This window comes from Xanthocytophaga flava, assembly GCF_030068545.1.
In the GTDB taxonomy this organism is placed as follows: domain Bacteria; phylum Bacteroidota; class Bacteroidia; order Cytophagales; family 172606-1; genus Xanthocytophaga; species Xanthocytophaga flava.
Window position 1 is genome coordinate 446,937 of sequence record NZ_JASJOR010000003.1, and the last position, 17,437, is coordinate 464,373.

At 38.0% G+C, this 17,437-nt stretch carries 15 protein-coding genes; 11 read left to right on the plus strand and 4 right to left on the minus strand.

From position 1 onward, the window contains the following. Window positions 1-284: 284 nt before the first annotated feature. Window positions 285-671 (plus strand): hypothetical protein, encoded by a 387-nt coding sequence (locus QNI15_RS07065; protein WP_314031148.1) that lies wholly within the window; start codon window positions 285-287, stop codon window positions 669-671. A gap of 42 nt (window positions 672-713) precedes the next feature. Further along, window positions 714-1,142 (plus strand): hypothetical protein, encoded by a 429-nt coding sequence (locus tag QNI15_RS07070; protein ID WP_314031149.1) that lies wholly within the window; start codon window positions 714-716, stop codon window positions 1,140-1,142. A 353-nt stretch (window positions 1,143-1,495) separates the two neighbouring features. Here the strand turns inward: QNI15_RS07070 and QNI15_RS07075 are convergent, their stop codons facing one another. Beyond that, window positions 1,496-2,440 carry a membrane-binding protein gene (locus tag QNI15_RS07075; RefSeq protein WP_314031150.1) on the minus strand — a complete coding sequence of 315 codons (945 nt, stop codon included), beginning with the start codon at window positions 2,438-2,440 and terminating at the stop codon, window positions 1,496-1,498. 301 nt (window positions 2,441-2,741) lie between these two features. On the opposite strand from QNI15_RS07075, the gene QNI15_RS07080 reads away from it, so the two are divergent. Beyond that, window positions 2,742-3,122: a hypothetical protein gene (locus tag QNI15_RS07080; protein WP_313998581.1), complete on the plus strand. Its 381-nt coding sequence runs from the start codon at window positions 2,742-2,744 to the stop codon at window positions 3,120-3,122. Window positions 3,123-3,246: 124 nt separating this feature from the next. Continuing rightward, window positions 3,247-4,071, plus strand: coding sequence for a hypothetical protein (locus QNI15_RS07085; protein ID WP_314031151.1), 825 nt, complete (start codon window positions 3,247-3,249; stop codon window positions 4,069-4,071). Window positions 4,072-4,371: 300 nt separating this feature from the next. Here QNI15_RS07085 and QNI15_RS07090 read toward each other — a convergent pair whose 3' ends face one another. Beyond that, on the minus strand, window positions 4,372-5,817 hold the full coding sequence (locus QNI15_RS07090; RefSeq protein ID WP_314031152.1) for a leucine-rich repeat domain-containing protein: 1,446 nt from the start codon (window positions 5,815-5,817) through the stop codon (window positions 4,372-4,374). Window positions 5,818-6,010: 193 nt separating this feature from the next. Here QNI15_RS07090 and QNI15_RS07095 point away from each other — a divergent pair, with 193 nt between their 5' ends. The 6 genes from QNI15_RS07095 (at window position 6,011) to QNI15_RS07120 (ending at window position 11,148) form a co-directional block, all read left to right on the plus strand. Then, a complete protein-coding gene (locus QNI15_RS07095) occupies window positions 6,011-6,808 on the plus strand; it encodes a hypothetical protein (RefSeq protein ID WP_314031153.1) in 798 nt (265 codons plus the stop codon). A gap of 184 nt (window positions 6,809-6,992) precedes the next feature. After that, on the plus strand, window positions 6,993-7,487 hold the full coding sequence (locus tag QNI15_RS07100) for a hypothetical protein (protein WP_314031154.1): 495 nt from the start codon (window positions 6,993-6,995) through the stop codon (window positions 7,485-7,487). A 167-nt stretch (window positions 7,488-7,654) separates the two neighbouring features. Then, window positions 7,655-8,152 (plus strand): hypothetical protein, encoded by a 498-nt coding sequence (locus QNI15_RS07105; RefSeq protein ID WP_314031155.1) that lies wholly within the window; start codon window positions 7,655-7,657, stop codon window positions 8,150-8,152. 36 nt (window positions 8,153-8,188) lie between these two features. Further along, window positions 8,189-8,566, plus strand: a complete 378-nt coding sequence (locus tag QNI15_RS07110) for a hypothetical protein (protein WP_313998594.1) — start codon at window positions 8,189-8,191, stop codon at window positions 8,564-8,566. Between the two features lie 108 nt (window positions 8,567-8,674). Beyond that, window positions 8,675-9,136, plus strand: coding sequence for a hypothetical protein (locus tag QNI15_RS07115; protein WP_313998596.1), 462 nt, complete (start codon window positions 8,675-8,677; stop codon window positions 9,134-9,136). Window positions 9,137-9,795: 659 nt separating this feature from the next. Then, complete coding sequence (locus QNI15_RS07120; RefSeq protein WP_314031156.1) at window positions 9,796-11,148, plus strand: hypothetical protein; 1,353 nt, start codon at window positions 9,796-9,798, stop codon at window positions 11,146-11,148. Between the two features lie 232 nt (window positions 11,149-11,380). On the opposite strand, the gene QNI15_RS07125 is transcribed toward QNI15_RS07120, so the two are convergent. Together QNI15_RS07125 and QNI15_RS07130 are read right to left on the minus strand one after the other, a co-directional pair. After that, a complete protein-coding gene (locus QNI15_RS07125; protein ID WP_314031157.1) occupies window positions 11,381-12,103 on the minus strand; it encodes a hypothetical protein in 723 nt (240 codons plus the stop codon). Window positions 12,104-12,149: 46 nt separating this feature from the next. Then, window positions 12,150-13,199 (minus strand): ankyrin repeat domain-containing protein, encoded by a 1,050-nt coding sequence (locus QNI15_RS07130; RefSeq protein WP_314031158.1) that lies wholly within the window; start codon window positions 13,197-13,199, stop codon window positions 12,150-12,152. A gap of 455 nt (window positions 13,200-13,654) precedes the next feature. Here QNI15_RS07130 and QNI15_RS07135 point away from each other — a divergent pair, with 455 nt between their 5' ends. Continuing rightward, entirely contained in the window at window positions 13,655-17,164 is a 3,510-nt protein-coding gene (locus QNI15_RS07135; protein WP_314031159.1) for a DUF7619 domain-containing protein, read from the plus strand. Window positions 17,165-17,437: the final 273 nt, after the last annotated feature.

A 17,437-nucleotide genomic window follows, 5' to 3' on the forward strand; every position in this document is an offset into this window, starting at 1 on the left:
TAGTGTGTTTTACGATAGGTTACAATAAGTATTCTGACAAAAAGCTAGGTGGACAAAAGAAAAATAGGTTTTAAAAAGTAGTAAACAAATTTTTTCTATCACTTATGCAAGATTTGCCATAAACTATGTAAATTGAAATACACTTTTATAGAATTCTCATCAGGTTTCATTTTTTGCCTTTTTGCTTATTTATCTGTGCATTCAGCAGAGGTATCAAAAGGCTGGTTTAGCTATGAAAATCGTTTTAAGGAGTAATTAGCCTGGAAACAAAGAACTAATAACCTATGATGAAACACTATCAGTACATGTACTATCGGTTGGTGATCTGGTTGCAGTATGTAAACAGTGTACCGGCAACGAGTGCCACCATGTTGTTGATCATATGCAATGGGTTTAATCTGGTGGCTTTGATTGCTGTCATTAAATACGGTTTGGGTGTTCCGCTCTATCTCTCTTCGAAGCTGGTAGCTGTTGCTATTGGGGTTATTCTGTGTATGTTTAACTTCTTTTCACTGGAAGATAAATTGGAAGAAATACACGAAAACTATAAGGAAGAACCCGAAGAAACACAGGCGAAAAGTGAATTATACCTTATTGTATACATGGTAGTGAGTGTTCTTCTGTTAACGGTAGCCATCTGTGTGCAGCAGATGATATTGCATAGAGGATAGATTAACGAAAAAATACTACAAACTAGAAGTCAGAAAATGGGAATGCAAACACGTCTGTATGGATGCATAGTAGAATATGGACTGGATTTATCCTTACGTTCAGATATATATACACATAATGAAAAAATACTAAACAGCTTACCTGAACTGGATCAATGGCCTCCTCTCACAAAAAATATGTTTTCGATTACCCATAATGGGCAGGCAGCTAGTCCTAATTATGAATATGATGGGCGATTGATACATTTTGGAGGTAATTTCAAATCTATCGAATATGAATGGGAAGAGTGGAAAGTAAAATTTGAAAATTTACTCTCTCGGTTGTATTGGTTGGAGGCCGATGTGCATATCAAAACAGAATATACTCATGTACAGACTTTTACATGGGGAGTGGATCTGTATAAGTGGAATGAGTTGGATAGAAAGTTATTGAAACCGATTCAGAAAGAATATTTTGTCTATAATGAATAAACATTCTTGGTTTATTCTCGTCGTTGGTGAGAATACTATCGACCTGTTTCCTACAGTTCAACACTCAGAAAACGCTCTCACTATCCTCAAAGGATGATATTTTCTTTTTTGTCCTTCTGAAAGAATCCTTTGGCAAAGTTAGCGGCCTTTGGGTTTGGAGATACTTATTTTTCTCAGAACCCAGGCATGGCTCTATTTGTCACACGTGTTCCGTCGTGGCGGAAGTTTCTTTCAGAAGGACAGGGAAGAGGAATATTCTTTTCTGGGGACAAGAAGAGAATTTACTGCAAAAAAAAATTTTGCATGGAATAAACCGCAACACCTATATCAATCTGTAAATGATACACCATACATTACAGATCCACTGTATAACCTATTTTCTGCTTACTGGCATTATAGATCTCACCATTGGTTGCAATGTATATATAGTTCTTGTTCATATTATAGATCATAAAGGGATATTCTTCCCGATTGGATTTAATTAGTTTTCCAATCACCTTTACACTGCCACCTGTAGTTTTGATCAGATCCATTTGTGTAGTCAGATAATATTGATTCTCCGGATTGGAGTGAAATATAACTTTGCCTAACAAATATTTTGAGTCAATGGGTTGTACTGCTGCTACCTGTGAATCAGAAGAGGCAGACGTAGTATTTGTTCGTACATGGTCTGTGGGTGCACTCTTTTTCTGGGCAACCATACCCTCATTGGCTCTTTCCCATCCTACGGCAATGGCTTCCAGACGTGCTCGTTTGGGAGGATGTGTGACAGATCCTTTCTCTTCAGCCAGCATACTGATAGCTATCTGTGCTTCTGTTAAGGTCGCTCCCATTTTATGGAGGATAAAACCCGAAAACTCATCCGCTTCCAGTTCATTCGATGGGCGGCTGCCTTCTTCCAGCAGCGTATGTCCATTCAGATGGTGGCCGATTTCATGAGCTAGAATGCTGATCGCTGCCCAGTCTGTATGACACGCTTGTTGCATTTGGGACATAAAGTGCTGACTATACAGGATATACCGCTTATTGTCATAGATAACAGCTGCAGCATTCTCAATATTCACAGCTTTAATTTCAAAACGTGCCTTGAGTCCCATAACACTCATAATACGGGCAATAGCCTGACTCGTTTCCTCACTTGAGGTAAACTCGTACAAGTCGCCTGCAATAGGCTCTCCAAGATAGGTACAATGATGATCTGTTTCGATGGCTAGTGGATACTGGCCATAGCTTTTACCAAAAGCATACAGGATAAAAAACAGACAAAAGAATCCTTTGCCTAAAGGGATACGGTTCATAAAAAAGAGAAGAAAAGAATAGGAGTAGATCTATCTCATTTTTATCCTGGGTTTGGTGTGGTTACAATTGGATAACCCATTTTTAAAAGATTTATTGTATCTGTATTTAAATAATGTATAAAAAATAAATTAACCTGACTGTCAGTGTTTTTCTTTGATCTGAGCAGGCAAAAGTCTATCCCTTCTCTGTGGCAATTTTTTAGAAAGAAAACAGGTCTGATCGTTTTTTGCTACATTGGTCGCACAACGCTGATACGTACAAACACTTAGGCGTTTATGAATGTCCTGTTTTTTCTATCCTATGCATAAATCAAAATCACTGGCTGGGATTATCGGACCTACGTTGATTGTAATGGTAGCTTCCGAACTCAAGCTATGGAATCCTACTTTGTATGATGATCAGATAGTACCACTGATCTATCTGTCTGGTGTGTTGTTTTTTGTTGCCGGACTCGCCATTGTGCGTTCACATAACATATGGGTATTGCATTGGCCGGTGGTGATAACCTTACTGGGGTGGTTAGGTATGGCTCTGGGTCTGTTGCGTATGTTCTTTCCGCAAGCCTATCAAGGTAATTTTAGCAATGATATCAGTGCTATGGTAGTTGAAATTATTCTGATTAGTATTGGTTTTTTTCTATCCTTCAAGGCCTATTGGCCACAAATAAGACAGGAGAAATAAAGTTTTTTGCAGCTATACTTCAAAGGTTTTTACTGCTAAGTAGAGAATTAGTAAGTCACTAATTGTTTATTTATTTTGCCTGCCTAATGATATAAACTAACATCTGAATTAAAATAGTCTATTTGTGGAAGAGAAAAAAGCATTTGAGCAATTTGTTAAAGATGAACAGGCAAAGGTAGTAAACCAGTTTCTGAACCCTGAACATCCACTGGTTAAACAACATGCCGATATACTTAACCTGATTAAACAGCGGATGCTGGCTGTAAGGCTACGCAATCGATATGCTGTTTCAGGCTGGGAGAAAGTGCAGGAAAAGATAGTTGATGAGCAGAATCTGAATTATATCCTCAAACCATGGTCTTTGCAGGAAATCAAGATCTATGAATCGGAACATGAAGTCCGGCTTCCCGATGAAGTAAAAGTATATCTAATGGAAATAGGTGAGGGCGGAGGAGGATATTTTTGTGGTGAGAAGCCCATTATAGTAGAGAGACGATATGATCCTATTTATGCTATGAGATTGCCTTTTCCTATTACATCAGCCAAGATTCATGATATCAACCATCGTTGGGGAATAAAGGCTTGGGTTCCATTGGATAATGGTGCAGAACACAAGGAAGAGCTGGAAGAGCTTATCCAGTATCTGAAAAAGAAGAAGATACTACACAAAAATAATAGTCTGAGAGAATTATTTGCTCTTCCAGTATTTCCGGATCGGGGATTCTGGTGTTTTGGCCTTGTTGCTGAACAGGACCCCTTGCTGGTAGTAATGAATGGAGAGTTCGAGGGAGAAGTCTGGATAGATTCACTGCATTATGGTGTAGAAGACGGAGGTTATCTGGGACCTGCTACACCTGAACACCGAAAATTTTTATCCTTTATAGCAGGCAGCGTGCTGGCTAAGCTGGAAGGGGGAACAAAAACATCAGAGGTAGGAGATTGGTTGTAAGAGAAACATAAGGGATAGACTCGCTGTTTTTAGTCTAGGAAAATATGTTTCTTTTCTGGGTCTTTCTGCAATAATCTTCTCCTTGCTGTCCTCCTGAAAGGAACTCCTGACAAATAGAGTGGCGCTTGGATTTTGAAAGAAAGAATACTTTCCAGTCGGAAAGACTGCGAGTCTTGATCCAAGATCCTTTCAGAAGGACAAAAAAGGGCTTTAGAGCACAAAAAAGGCATTTTTTCCTAAAACTCTTAAAAATTGAAAAAGTTATGGGACAAGATAAAGGGGTTCTTCTGACATAATAATCTATGGTTTGCAGTTGATAGTGCAGTTAGGTACAGGCTTTTCTATAATGAGTTCATTAACGGATGGGTTCTTTGACCAGTAGTGTATCTGATAGCATTGATTTGGATATTTGATGTCCATACCTTCCTGATAGCGAATGTTACCGAAATAGAGTTTGTTGTTTACACAAAATTTATAGGTGATAACCTGACCTTTGGAATATCTTTTTTCAATAGTAACACCAACGCTGTAATAATTCTCTTTGGCTAGCTCTTGTCTGCTTTGCCAGTAGTATAAGTAACTATATCCTAAAAGGCTAAATCCTATAATTGAGAATAAGGCTTGAAAGAATTTTTTAGGATCTAAAAGAATTTCTTTAAGGGCTTTTTTTAGATGTTGTAACCGGATTTTAATCGATTGAGCTTTTTCTGTATTTTCCTCGTCTTCGATTTTAATCTTACAATCAGGAAGCCATGTTTTAATTTTTTCCTTTTCAGTCTCTGGAATAAAGTTGTTACGTAAGTCTAGAATTTGTAATTTGTCTAACTTAGCAATTTCAACTGGGAGTTGAGTTAATTCATTGGTATGTAAATTTAGTTCAATGAGGTTGGGAAGGTTTCCTATATAATCAGGTAATATCTTTAACTTTAGCTCCTTTACATCCAGACAGGTTAGTTTTGAGAGGTTTTCTATTTCTTTTGGAAATGACCTTACTAATGTATGGCTTAGGGAAAGAATTTCCAGGTTTTTCAGATTGCCAATTGTGGAGGGTAAACTACTAATATCATTAGAGTACAAGGATAACTGTTCCAATGCCATACAGTTGCCAATTTCTGAAGGAATGCATTGTAATTGGTTTGTGAATAGATACAAGTGCTTTAACTGGATACAATTTCCGATTGTTGAAGGAACAGATTGTAACTTATTTCTTTGCACATATAAATACTGTAGGCTGGTACAGTTTCCAATTTCAACAGGCAAGTCATGTAATTGCATAGCTGAAAGATCCAGCTTTTTGAGGTTCTGCAATAGCCCTATTTCAGCAGGCATAGAAGATATAGGATTCTCTTTCAATATTAATTCCTGTAGTTTTGAAAGAAAACCAATTTCCGCAGGTATTTGAGTGAGCGTATTGCAAGAGAGATCCAGTACTTCCAGATTCACCAGATACTTAATCTGAGAAGGTATAAAATTCAATCTATTTAAGACCTCTCCTTTATTCTCTTTTGATAAGGAAAGTTCTTTTAATGTGTAAACCCTATGTATCCTTTTTGAAAAAGAGGACCTTGGGAAAACCATTTCTTCATTCTCTGTAATCCAATCGAAAATAGCATCAATATCATTTCGGAACTCCCTGATATCAATCTTCAGTGATTTGGCGAGTGCTAGCCCCTGTTGAACATTTTCCATTTGACCAGATTGTACTAGTCGCATTACATTATCTTTTTCGGTAGATTCTGTACTCATTGTCGATATTCGCAAAATAGAAGTGTCTCAACCTATTCTACTATAGATTTCAGTTAGATCTGCAAAGCAAGTTTACAAACAATATTCTGATTTCTACAGAATGGATAGGTGAGATGCGTTGAATATCTTCGAACAGGTTTTGTATTTGTGCGAGTAAAATCCTATACTTTCCAATACTGATAGATTTAAGCTGATGAACCTGAGCAAGGACATTCTTAATGCATTTGCTCTCAAGGGAGAGTGCATTCCTTTGTCAGGAGGGCAGCATACATCGGTTCGGGTTGGTGATTTTGTACTGAAGCCTATAGATACTAATATCCTGTATTACGAATGGCTGCTGACCGTCTATAGTGCTATACATCCAAAAGGATACCGGTTGGCAAAGCCTGTAAAGAGTGAGCAGGATACGTTTGTGTACAAAGGCTGGTGTTGTACACGATATGAACCGGGTGAATTTATGAACGGAAAGCTACCGGAAAAGCTGGAGGTGGCGAGACTGTTTCATACTGATGTGGCAGAGTTACCTTTTCAGGATATGCCATCCGCAGATCACAAATGGGCAAAGGCTCATCAGATTGCCTGGCAAAAAGAAGACCTGCTCAGAGACATTACAGGTGAGGCGTATACCATATTGGCAGACCTACTTTCTGGTTTGACACTACAGGACAAGTATTCTTTGCAGATTATACATGCTGACCTGGCTGGTAATATATTTTTTGACGTTGCGTTACCTCCACTGATTATTGATTTTTCTCCGACCATAGCCCCTGTAGCGTATGCAGAAGCCATACTGGTATGTGACTCCATTGCCTGGCATGGAAGCCCGCTGGGAGATCTAAACTATCTTTCCCATTCTGAATTTACCAGAGAAATGATACTACGGGCGATTGTGTTTCGGTTAACGGTAGCTGCACTATCTGTACAGCAGAATGAGAATGCGTTCAGTACTGAATACAAATGCTTTCAGCCTATTATACAGTACCTGACATAATCAGGTCTGGAATGAGGATGTGCATTGGTAACATGAACGTATACACTTTGTTCTATAGAATAGTATGTATTTAATTACAAAGTGAGGTTCTCTCAATTCTTGACTTTTTATTTATAGTAAAAGATTTCATTTTCATCACTATATAATTACAGCTACTTGATTTCATCATTTAAGTTCATCCCTTATGGTAGGAACATTTCGTGTCAGAGAAGAAAATTGTGCTGCCTTTGCTTTCAGGCAGTTAAAAACTATAGCATTCATTCTTTTGGGATTAATAGTTGTATTTTCTCTTGTATTGCGTCTTATACGCTTTGATTTCTATCTTTTACTTTTAGGGGGAGCTTTTGCGTTAGGCTATTTGGGCAGGATACGGTATGTGGGACTGTTACGCATTGGTTTTCTGGAAGACCGCATTCTGCAGACCGTCGACACTACCCAAAGTAATGTATTGATAGAAGCATCAAGAGCCAGAAACAAAAGTCGGTACAATCAGAACGACGAGAAGGAAATCTTATTTGCCGATATTGAGAGAATTGATTTTAAGGATAAGGATGTTATAGTGTATGGGAAAGGAAGTAATGGATTTTCTACCAATCATAAAATTACGATTCCATGTGAAATAGAAAATTATGAACAAATCAAACAGGTTCTAAGCAGATGGAACGAAAAACAGGTATAGATATCCTTTGTAATAGTATAGGTCATACTTTTTGCAAGATACCAGGGACGGCATAGAGTAATAGATTATAGTGATATGCTGGCACCTTTGACTAACTAAAGAAAAGTGCTCCACAGATACTTTTATCTCATCAAATTACATCTCTTCAAATACACTCCCTTGAATTTATGGTTCTAAGCTCAGCTTTCTTATTTGCCCTTCTACTGGTGGCAGTGATTTCACTATTGTTTTACAGCTATCGACGTAGTGGCAAGGGTATGGAAATCGTGCTGGTATTTCTTTTAGGACTTGTGATTGTCTGTGGAGGCATAACCTTGATGATCGCTACATTTGATTTTCTGCATCCATCCGACAAAAAGCCTTTTACATTTATGGCCTTTCTGCTGATGTTTATCTTTACTGGTTTCTATTTTTCAGTGTATCAGGCTATTGTCTTTGCGGTTGTCAGACTGATCGCCGCTTTCTTCACAGCATCAAGAATCCTTCATATCCTAGGGGCTGTCTTGTTGGGAATTGGTGCACTGGTGTTGACATTTGTATTTACTTTGTTTGCCTCTCATACAAAGGATTGGGTATTAGCTGTATTTAACACACTGGGTTTTCTGAGTGCCTTCCTGTTTGGGCTCTGGGGAATTCCCAGATTGCAGGTTTTGAAGGAGGCTTAACGAAAAGTATATTGTGAAAAGAAAAACAATTACACAATGGCTGATAAAGAAGTTTCCGAAGAGTTTCGGGTGGGACGAGTCGAAAGGGTAGCAGTAATAATCCTGTTATACTTTCTGGTTCTATATAGTCTAACCTATTATGATGACTGGTTAGTTAGTCATTTTCCCCAACACAAGGAAACAATGGAATTTCTCACAAAAGATTTTCTGTTTCATTCCAGTCTACCTCTCACAATTATTCTAGTGTATTGTGTAATGAAAAGCAATAATGTGATCCTTAAACTTATTGCGTTTATCCCGTGTATCCTCTTAAGTCTTGTGTCCTTACTACAATTTTTTATTCTCTTCACCTGGCTCTTGGATATAGCTACAAGCTCACCAGCAGATCCCCCTATCGAAGAAAATTTTCCTTAAATATGAGTAAGACCAGATTTTCATCGTGGCATTTGTATAAAATAGACCACTTATTTAGGGTAGGATAGTAGATAAGAACAGAAAGAATAGTTAACTGTTAACTAACGTATGATCTATAAAATAAGCCTTGTAATCTCAGGAGATAATCTGGTCCCGGAAAAAGTTATTGAAGGAACCTCAAAGGATTTTATTGTTGTATCTTATAACAGCCCCACTGATAGGAAATTTGCAGACAAGGAAGATTTGTATGGGTATGGGGTTATAACATTCTGGCATACTAAGAAATTCGCAACGCGAGAAAATATACATACGTTCGAAGGAGAATATGTTGCGTTTATAGAGAATAATTTTTCATTGTTTACTCTGAATGGTGCAACGGACTTTGAATTATATATGGAAGTATATTATGATGGTGGACAATGCAACTTTGAAATTTTTGATAAAGATTTAGTAGCACGTTTGGCTAAGTTTAGAATATCTATTCCTGTTAGTGTCTATGTGTTAAGTGATTTAGAGCTGAATAAATGGATGAAAGAGATTGAACTAACATGGAGTGCTTCCTTAGATTAGAAACCCTACCATGTTACTTTTTTGTCACACCACGACGTAATAACCAAAAAGTTACTATTCTCTGATCCTTCTACCAACAGGTCAAAGGCCAGCCTCGCGGGAAAAGATTGCCAGTGCACCTATACCATCTTTCGAGATTAACGTTATCACAACTCTCTCTGTAACTTCTTTATTTTTATTTTTTAATACTTCCAACTTGATACAAATTATCAGATTGGACGTTATTCACTTATAAGTTTGGCGAATATACTGATTCTGTTTTCATCTTTTATACTACTGTCGTAGTACCCTATTTTCTATCCATTCGACTACGTATCTGAGAAAATGTTTGGTTAATGCAATGTAACTATAACAGATTCAATAATGCCGGTGATTCAATATTTACAGAAAGTATTCCTTATTTCTGAATAAGACTTTATATTTATTTTATTTTGAATGTGTGAAATAAAATAAAAGTATATTTACTAATGACATTGTTTCCTTTGTAAATCAATCTGATACTAAAAGCTATTATAAAAAAGCCGTACTATCAGTTATCCCAACTGCCTACTCTGCCTTAAAAGTATTTTTTGTTAATTTTTAAAATAACGATGTGCAGTTAGGATCACACCTGTACATACAATCTCTCAGTTATGAAGCTTTACAAACACCTATCTCCTATGAAAAACGTTCTTACGTTCTTTTTTGTCCTGTTACCCTTTACTTTAACAGCCAGAGACATTACTGTACCTCTGGGACAAAAGATTAGCACCTATGCCGCTCAGGCAAATGCGGGCGATCGACTGCTTCTACAGGCGGGTACATATGAGGATCAGGATTATATAACCTTAAAAGCAGGCATTAGCGTTAAGGGAGCGGGCAAAGACCGTACCCTCGTTAAAGTGAAACAATGGGCCTGGTATACCGGATTTTTTAACTTACGGGACACACCTGGTTCAAATGGTAACATTGAGATCTCAGATATGACACTGGATGGACAGAATGTGAGCTGGAGTGCTGTACGGAATGAAGAACTGGGAGCGATAAAGATACACGATATCATCATCCGCAATTTTTACAGAAGTGCCATAGAACTGGTAGGATATAAGTCAACATTACCTCTACAGAATATTGAGATTTATAACTTTCTGATTGAAAATAGTTCGAACGAAAATAATAGTAGTGCGAATGGCAATATCCAGGCCTATGGGTTCCTCAATAACATTATGATTCATCATGGAACGATCATACATAACAATGGAGATGAGTTAGATGATCCGCTTATTCCTCAGGAGGCCAGAGGATTTGGCAAGTCAGGTTATGCGATCAAATTCCAGGAAACCTACGATGCCGACAATGGCTATCAGGCAGTAACAGGAAAAATAACCAATAGCCGGTTTTATGCACTCAAAATGGTTGCCAAAGCCACCAGCAAATTCAACGGGGGGTATACACCTACCATCAACTTCGAATTTTTTAATATAGAGACAGAAAACATTGAAATTTCAGACTGTGACTTTAACTCTGCACTAAGCCTGGAAAAGGAGAACAGCCGCAAGCCTGCCCTCTCCGCCTATGTTCGAAACAATCGGTTTAAAGTTATTCAGGGCGTTAGCTCTGTTCTCGAAATAGCCTTATCCAATGTGGTAGTGGAAGATAACGAATTTAACTGGCTGGAAAACAAAGTTACCAATGTATGGGGAGCGGCAGGTCAGTACAATGGCAAAACCACACTTCTGACAGGACAACGAATTCGCAGAAACAAATTTTTATTTTACAACCAAAATCCTATTTTGTTCCGATATGACAGCGCCATCGGGGACTGGATATTTGAGTATAATACGATTATTGGAGGTAGCCCAACCGTACTGGGTTTTCAGGGCAGCACATCCGCAGGCAGTCAGACAGTTACAATTCAAGGTAATACATTTCAGTATACCTTTACCCCTGTTGGGTATGTCAATACCACTGAAAGTGTTTCAAAACCTGCGGTTATCAATGTAAACAATAACAAGACAAATGCAGTAAATTAATAGTATCCCTTAATATAGCATACCCCAAATAGTTCCTGTTTCCTATTCAATTGGGGATAAACTATTTGGGGTATGCCCTTATATGCTTTTATGTAAAATTGTCAAAAGTCTTACTAGATACGCTGCTGAGCAGGTACTGCTGTGTTTTCTATCGTCCCTGAGTCCAGGCATCTTTGGTGTTGGCAGAGATACTCAAGAATGTCACATAGATCAGGCGTTGTACTACTCTATTTTACAATCTATTCGGTTTACGTATCCTTTGTAAACAAAAGTTATCTTTCGAGTCAAGCTTTCCTATCATCAGATAGGAGGGGTATATACTATGTTTTCTTGATGTACCTATCCTATAATCATCCCATATATAGATAGAATCAATTCGCTGTTCGAGTTTTACAGGTGGATTCACAATACCCAATGCTTTATAGGTTGAATCCTGTGATTCATAAAAGTGAAGGGATCGGTAGGGAAGGTAAAACTGTTTTTCTTCTCCTTTTTTAATTTCATAAACCTGATCTCCTCTAAATTTGCCAAAATACTCTATAAGAAGAGATTCGTTTTCTGTATATATTTTCCGTTTCTCTTCTTTCTCTGGTGCTTTTTTGTACCGGCCAATATAAGGTCCATATATAGTAAATTGTTCTATCAACAAACATTTGTTATTTGCATAGACAGCAATGCTTGAATCCAGCTGATTGGTAATAGATAGAATGCAGTATTTATCATAGTAGTTGGCAAATAAGCCTTTCCGTTCACTATCTCCCAGCTTTGCATTCATGGCCGCTATCGTGTTATCTTCCGGATGAATGATTTTATACACAATACCATCTAACTCTATCTCTTTGTTCTGCGGTTCTTTTTTAATAGTATCAGCTATATTGGAATCTGTACAGCCACTACCTGCAAGCAGACATATCCCTAAGGCTATTAGAAATAAATAAACTCCTTTAAAATGCATTGTTCTCTAAGTGTATAGCAAGTGGTGGAAGGTAGCCTATATTATTTTATCGATTGTACTCTACATGTGAAAGAATTAAGGGCAAGGGGTTGTTTGTTACCCATTGTACACCCAGTTCACACAGTCTGGAGGTGTCGCCTGATCTTCGTTTAATTTTTATTACAAGTTCTTCTGCCTCCATTAGTTCAGAATAGGAGAGGGGATTTCCCTGTTTCATGAATGCAAGGAATGCATCTGCCATTTTCTTATACTCACTGTCCCAATTTATCCCTCCATTGCCTTGTACTTCATTGGCGATTCGTCCTGTGATTCGAATTACCTCACCTTGTAGGGTTGCTGCCGGGCCACTGGAAGGAACCAGAAGATCCCAAAATTCCTTATGTTGTTGTTGCCAGTTTGCGGCAGTAGTGGTTATAGGAGTTTTTCCATCATGCAGTATTCTTTTTGCCACAGGTTCCACGTCAAATAGCTGGTATAATTCTTCCAGAGCTGTACTTACCTCTTCCACATACTCCTGATTGAAACCAGCTCGGTAGAATTCAAATTGCTTCCCTATAGCTTGTACAAATCCTCTCATTTTGGGTGTTATTTGCACACCTGCCTGCAGGTATATTTTAGCTAGTTTTACAGTGTTAACAATATAGGCATTGCGACACATTTGTAATGCTTGTTCCAAAGGCGTATTGCCATCAGAATTGAGAGCATGTATGTACGCGTCATAGGCAAGCAAAAGCTCTGTATTCTCAACGTTATGGGCACTTGCTGCCGTATGCAGAGGTGTATCTTTATGATTGTTTTTAGCATGTACATAGGCACCCAGTGTCAACAAGCTTTTTATATTGCCATGTATGCTACCTGAGCGGTTGTGTAGAGGAGTGTTTCCCCAGGTATCAGTGGCTTGCAGATCTGCTCCTTGTTGCACTAACCATACAGCCAGTTCATGGGGACAGTTATCAAAGGCCAGCGCCGTAGCTTTCGCATACCCTCCACGAGCATCTGGCTCACAGGTAGTAAACACTGCTTTCAATGCCTGAAAATCTCCTGTGCTTAATAGTTCTTCAAAATCTTTGGGTAAGGTTTTCCTTTTCTTTGCCATGGCTTAGTATTAAATAGTCTGAGGTCTCCATGCAACAAATCTTCCAGGTAAAGATCTGTTACTTGTTTCTGGTTTTAAAATGGGTTAAAAAGATTGATAAAATAGAAAACCCTTATAGGAAGTATTCTTGCTCCTGGAAATCGGATGATTCAGCCAGATTAAGTCTGGCCGTCTTTCCACGACCAAGTATCCTTTCAGAGGCATAATGTTTAATTGGTTTGATAGGGCTTTGCTGCTTTGTAGTCTACCAGTTTTGTATTGTTCCATTAATTATGAGAGAATTATCTTTTCTCAAATCTCCTGGTAGTGTATTGCTTTCTTTCCATCAGTACTTGGTTAACGCGCTTGTATCTATTTCCAGACAAAGTTCTATGTAAATAGAGGAAAGAATAGAATGTACCATGAGACATTGAGTTTGTTTACTATTTTTGTGATTCAATATCTGTATATTTTCTATGAAAAAATTGTTACTGATTATCTTATTGCTATCTGCGTCATTCTTGTTCCATTCTTTTACTTTCGCACAAACCTATAATCTCCAAAGAGGAATTGGAAAGATAAATTTCTCAGAACCTATTAGTGTAGCTGTTGATACAAAGGGATATAAATATGTAGCTTGTTCGAATGGATATGTAGCAAAACTAGATAAGGATAATAAAGTTCAATTTTTATTAAACTTTACTACTCATCCAGATGGTATTATTTTATTATTTCTCATGTTGGACAGTGAGGAAAATCTTTGGGTTGGAGATAGAACAAGAGGTCGTTTACAGAAATTCGATTCTGATGGAAAACTTTTACTGGAATTTGGATCTCAGGGAGAAAAGGATGGGCAATTTTCCCTTCTTGGAAAATTTTGCTTTGATAGCCTGGGTAATATTCTAGTGGTTGATATGGGCAAACATTGTATCCAAAAATTTGATAAAACCGGAGTTTTCTTATCCAAATTTGGTTCTCAGGGCACTGCCAATGGAAAATTTTATTCACCTGAAGGAATTACTATTGATAGAGAAGGTAATCTTTGGGTGACAGAATATACAAATAGTCGTGTTCAAAAATTCGATAAAGATGGTAACTTCTTACTTAAATTCGGATCGTATGGCACTAAGAATGGACAGTTTTATCAGCCAGCAGCTATAAAAGAAGATGCAGATGGCAATTTTTGGGTTGCGGACTATAATAATTATCGTCTCCAAAAATTTGATAAGAATGGGAAGTACCTGTTAAAGGTTACTACCTACAGCATTTCATTTGGCTTTCATCCTTTGGATCTGACAATAGATCATCAAGGACATATTTGGACTACCGATGACACATACGGTTCTATACAAGCATTTAATTCGACAGGGCAGGGGGAAACTATGTTTGGTTCTTCTAAATTTTTTGGTGATGAGATATTTGCTATGGCGCAAAGTATTTGTGTGGATATAGAAGGCAATACCTGGGTAGCTGATATGCTTAATAATCGTATCCAGAAGTTTGATGCGACAGGTAAATTTTTGTTGTCAGTAGGAAATATGGGTGTTAATAATGGTGAATTTGAGTATCCGATAGATATGGCTATTGATAAGTTAGGTAATCTTTTGGTAACAGATAGATATAATCATCGTGTACAAAAGTTTGACAAAAATGGAAAGTTCTTGTCTAAATTTGGTTCTAAAGGTTCTGGTAATGGTCAATTTGTTGAGCCTCAAGGTATTGCTATAGATATGCAAGGTAATATCTGGATAGTGGATTCTGGTAATTACCGTGTTCAGAAATTTGATAGAGATGGTAACTTCCTCTTAACTTTTGGTTCCAAAGGGTCTGTTGGTGGTGACTTTCATGAGCCAACCTCTATAGTAGTAGATAATCAAGGCATTGTTTGGGTAATGGATCTTGAGTTTCCAAGTGTAAAGCTGTTTGATGAGAAGGGTAACTATCTTTATTCATTCGGTGGTGAGTCTGAGTATGGATATGGTGGTTTTTATAAACCCTCTGGAATGGCATTAGATAAGCAAGGATATGTATGGATTGCTGACCGACATGTTATTCAAAGATTTGCACCAGGAGGAAGGGAAAACTCATATATATCACAGATTCCTTTGCCAAACATGCGGTGTTCCGATCTGGCATTTGACCAGAAAGGAGATTTGTACTTTACTTCTCCATTTGGGGCAATAGTATATACAACAAACCTGCCACATACTTCGATTAAAGGAAAAGTTTATTTGGATAAAGACCAGAATTGTAGCTTTACCAATGGTGATAAACCACTACAAAATGCCATGGTAGTTGCAAATCCTGGTAGCTATTTTGCTATGACAGACATAGAGGGCAATTATGAAATTTTGTTAGATACAGGAAAATATACAGTTAGCCAGATAATTGATACTACATCAAGTTCAGCTATACAACCTTCTTGTCCAGCTACAAATGTTTCTTCTATTATCACTTTTACAAGTAAAAAAGATACCACTACTCATGTAGATTTTGCAAATAGAGGTACATTATTACCACAATTGGTAAGTAATGTAAGTCTTGAACCCCATCGGAGATGTTTTATCAGCACAATTGTTATTAGTTATTCCAATACAGGGTATGGCGATGCTGAAAATGTAAAGGTCTCTGTAAAACTTCCAAAATATGTGGTATTTAAGTCTGCTGATAAACCGTATACCATTGACAAAGATTCTAATTATGTCTTTACTATTGATACACTTAAGTCATTTCATTCAGGTGTTATTCATATTACTGATTCAGTTGTGTGTATAGCAAATATAACAGGGTTGGCTCTATGTGCCAAAGCCTGGATTACTCCTGCCAATACCTATACTCTACCTGCTAATTCTACCTGGGACAATTCCGACATTGTACTCACAGGCAAGTGTATAGAAAATGGCCGGGTTCAGATGGTGATTAAAAACATCGGACAGGCAATGGCTGATAGTGCTGAATTTAGAATATTGCTCGATGCTCAGCTGGCTTTCCGTAAAAATTATAAACTGGCAGCAGGAGATAGTTTAGTTTTGAAAGTACCTGCTAACGGCAAGACTGTTCGTCTGGAAGCAGACCAACGACCGGATCATCCCCGTAAGTCCCAAACCAATCTGACTATCGAAGGGTGTGTGGCTTCTAGTAGTGATGTAGTCAGCAAAGGATTTGTGGATGCATTACCACAGGATGATATCGAACCCGAAGTTGCCATACAATGTCTGCCAATTGTAGATTCCTATGATCCTAACGACAAGCTGGTAAGTCCGGCAGGAACAACAGATGAGCACTATACCCCGACAACCTCTGAACTAAAATACACGATTCGTTTTCAAAATACAGGAACGGATTATGCTTATACTGTTGTGGTAATCGATACCTTATCTGAAAATCTGGATATCGCCACATTGCAAATGGGAGCTGCTTCCCATGGTTATTCACTGAAAGTAAGTGGCAAAGGGCAACCTGTTTTAACCTGGACATTCAATAATATAAATCTACCAGACAGTACTCGTGATCAGAAAGGTAGCAATGGGTTCATTCAGTTTACTATCAAGCCAAAAGCTAATCTGCCAGAGAAGACACAGATTGAGAATTATGCCGATATCTTCTTTGACTATAATGATCCGGTACGCACAAACACTACAGCCAATGTGCTGTATGATGTGCCAAAAGTAATAGATGCTGCTAATCAGCTGAGTGATTCTATTATAGATAAGGTAATGGCTGCTGAACCAGATGCGCTGAAAGGCAAGCTGAGTCTGTATCCGAATCCTACCCAGAGTCAGGTGTGGATTCAGTCGGTAGATCTGTCTGTGCGCATTGAGCAGGTTAAAATCTATAATCTGTTGGGTGAGGCGCAGAACGTGAGTGTATCCTCTACAGATAGCCAGACTGTGCAACTGACTATGCAGGCTAAGCCGAAAGGGATTTATCTGGTACATATTCAGACAAACAAGGGTACTTCTATTCAACGGGTTGTGGTGCAGTAAGATGAAGTAGTACAAATGAGCTTCTATTGATAAACTTTCTAACACAAAAGGTCTGGAGACGTATTCAGGCCTTTTGCTTGCTACCTTCAAGGAAAAGAAACTTTAGTTTTGACTCTTCGATTGCTATCCAATCGGATAAAGGCTATTTTGATCTATACACTAAGTATGATGTAAAGTTTATAAAAGTTGTACCAGGTACTGAGTCATATCTGGAAATGAATTTTTACAGAAAATCAGGTCATCGGGTACCCGTTTCGGATCCAGTTGCCGGCA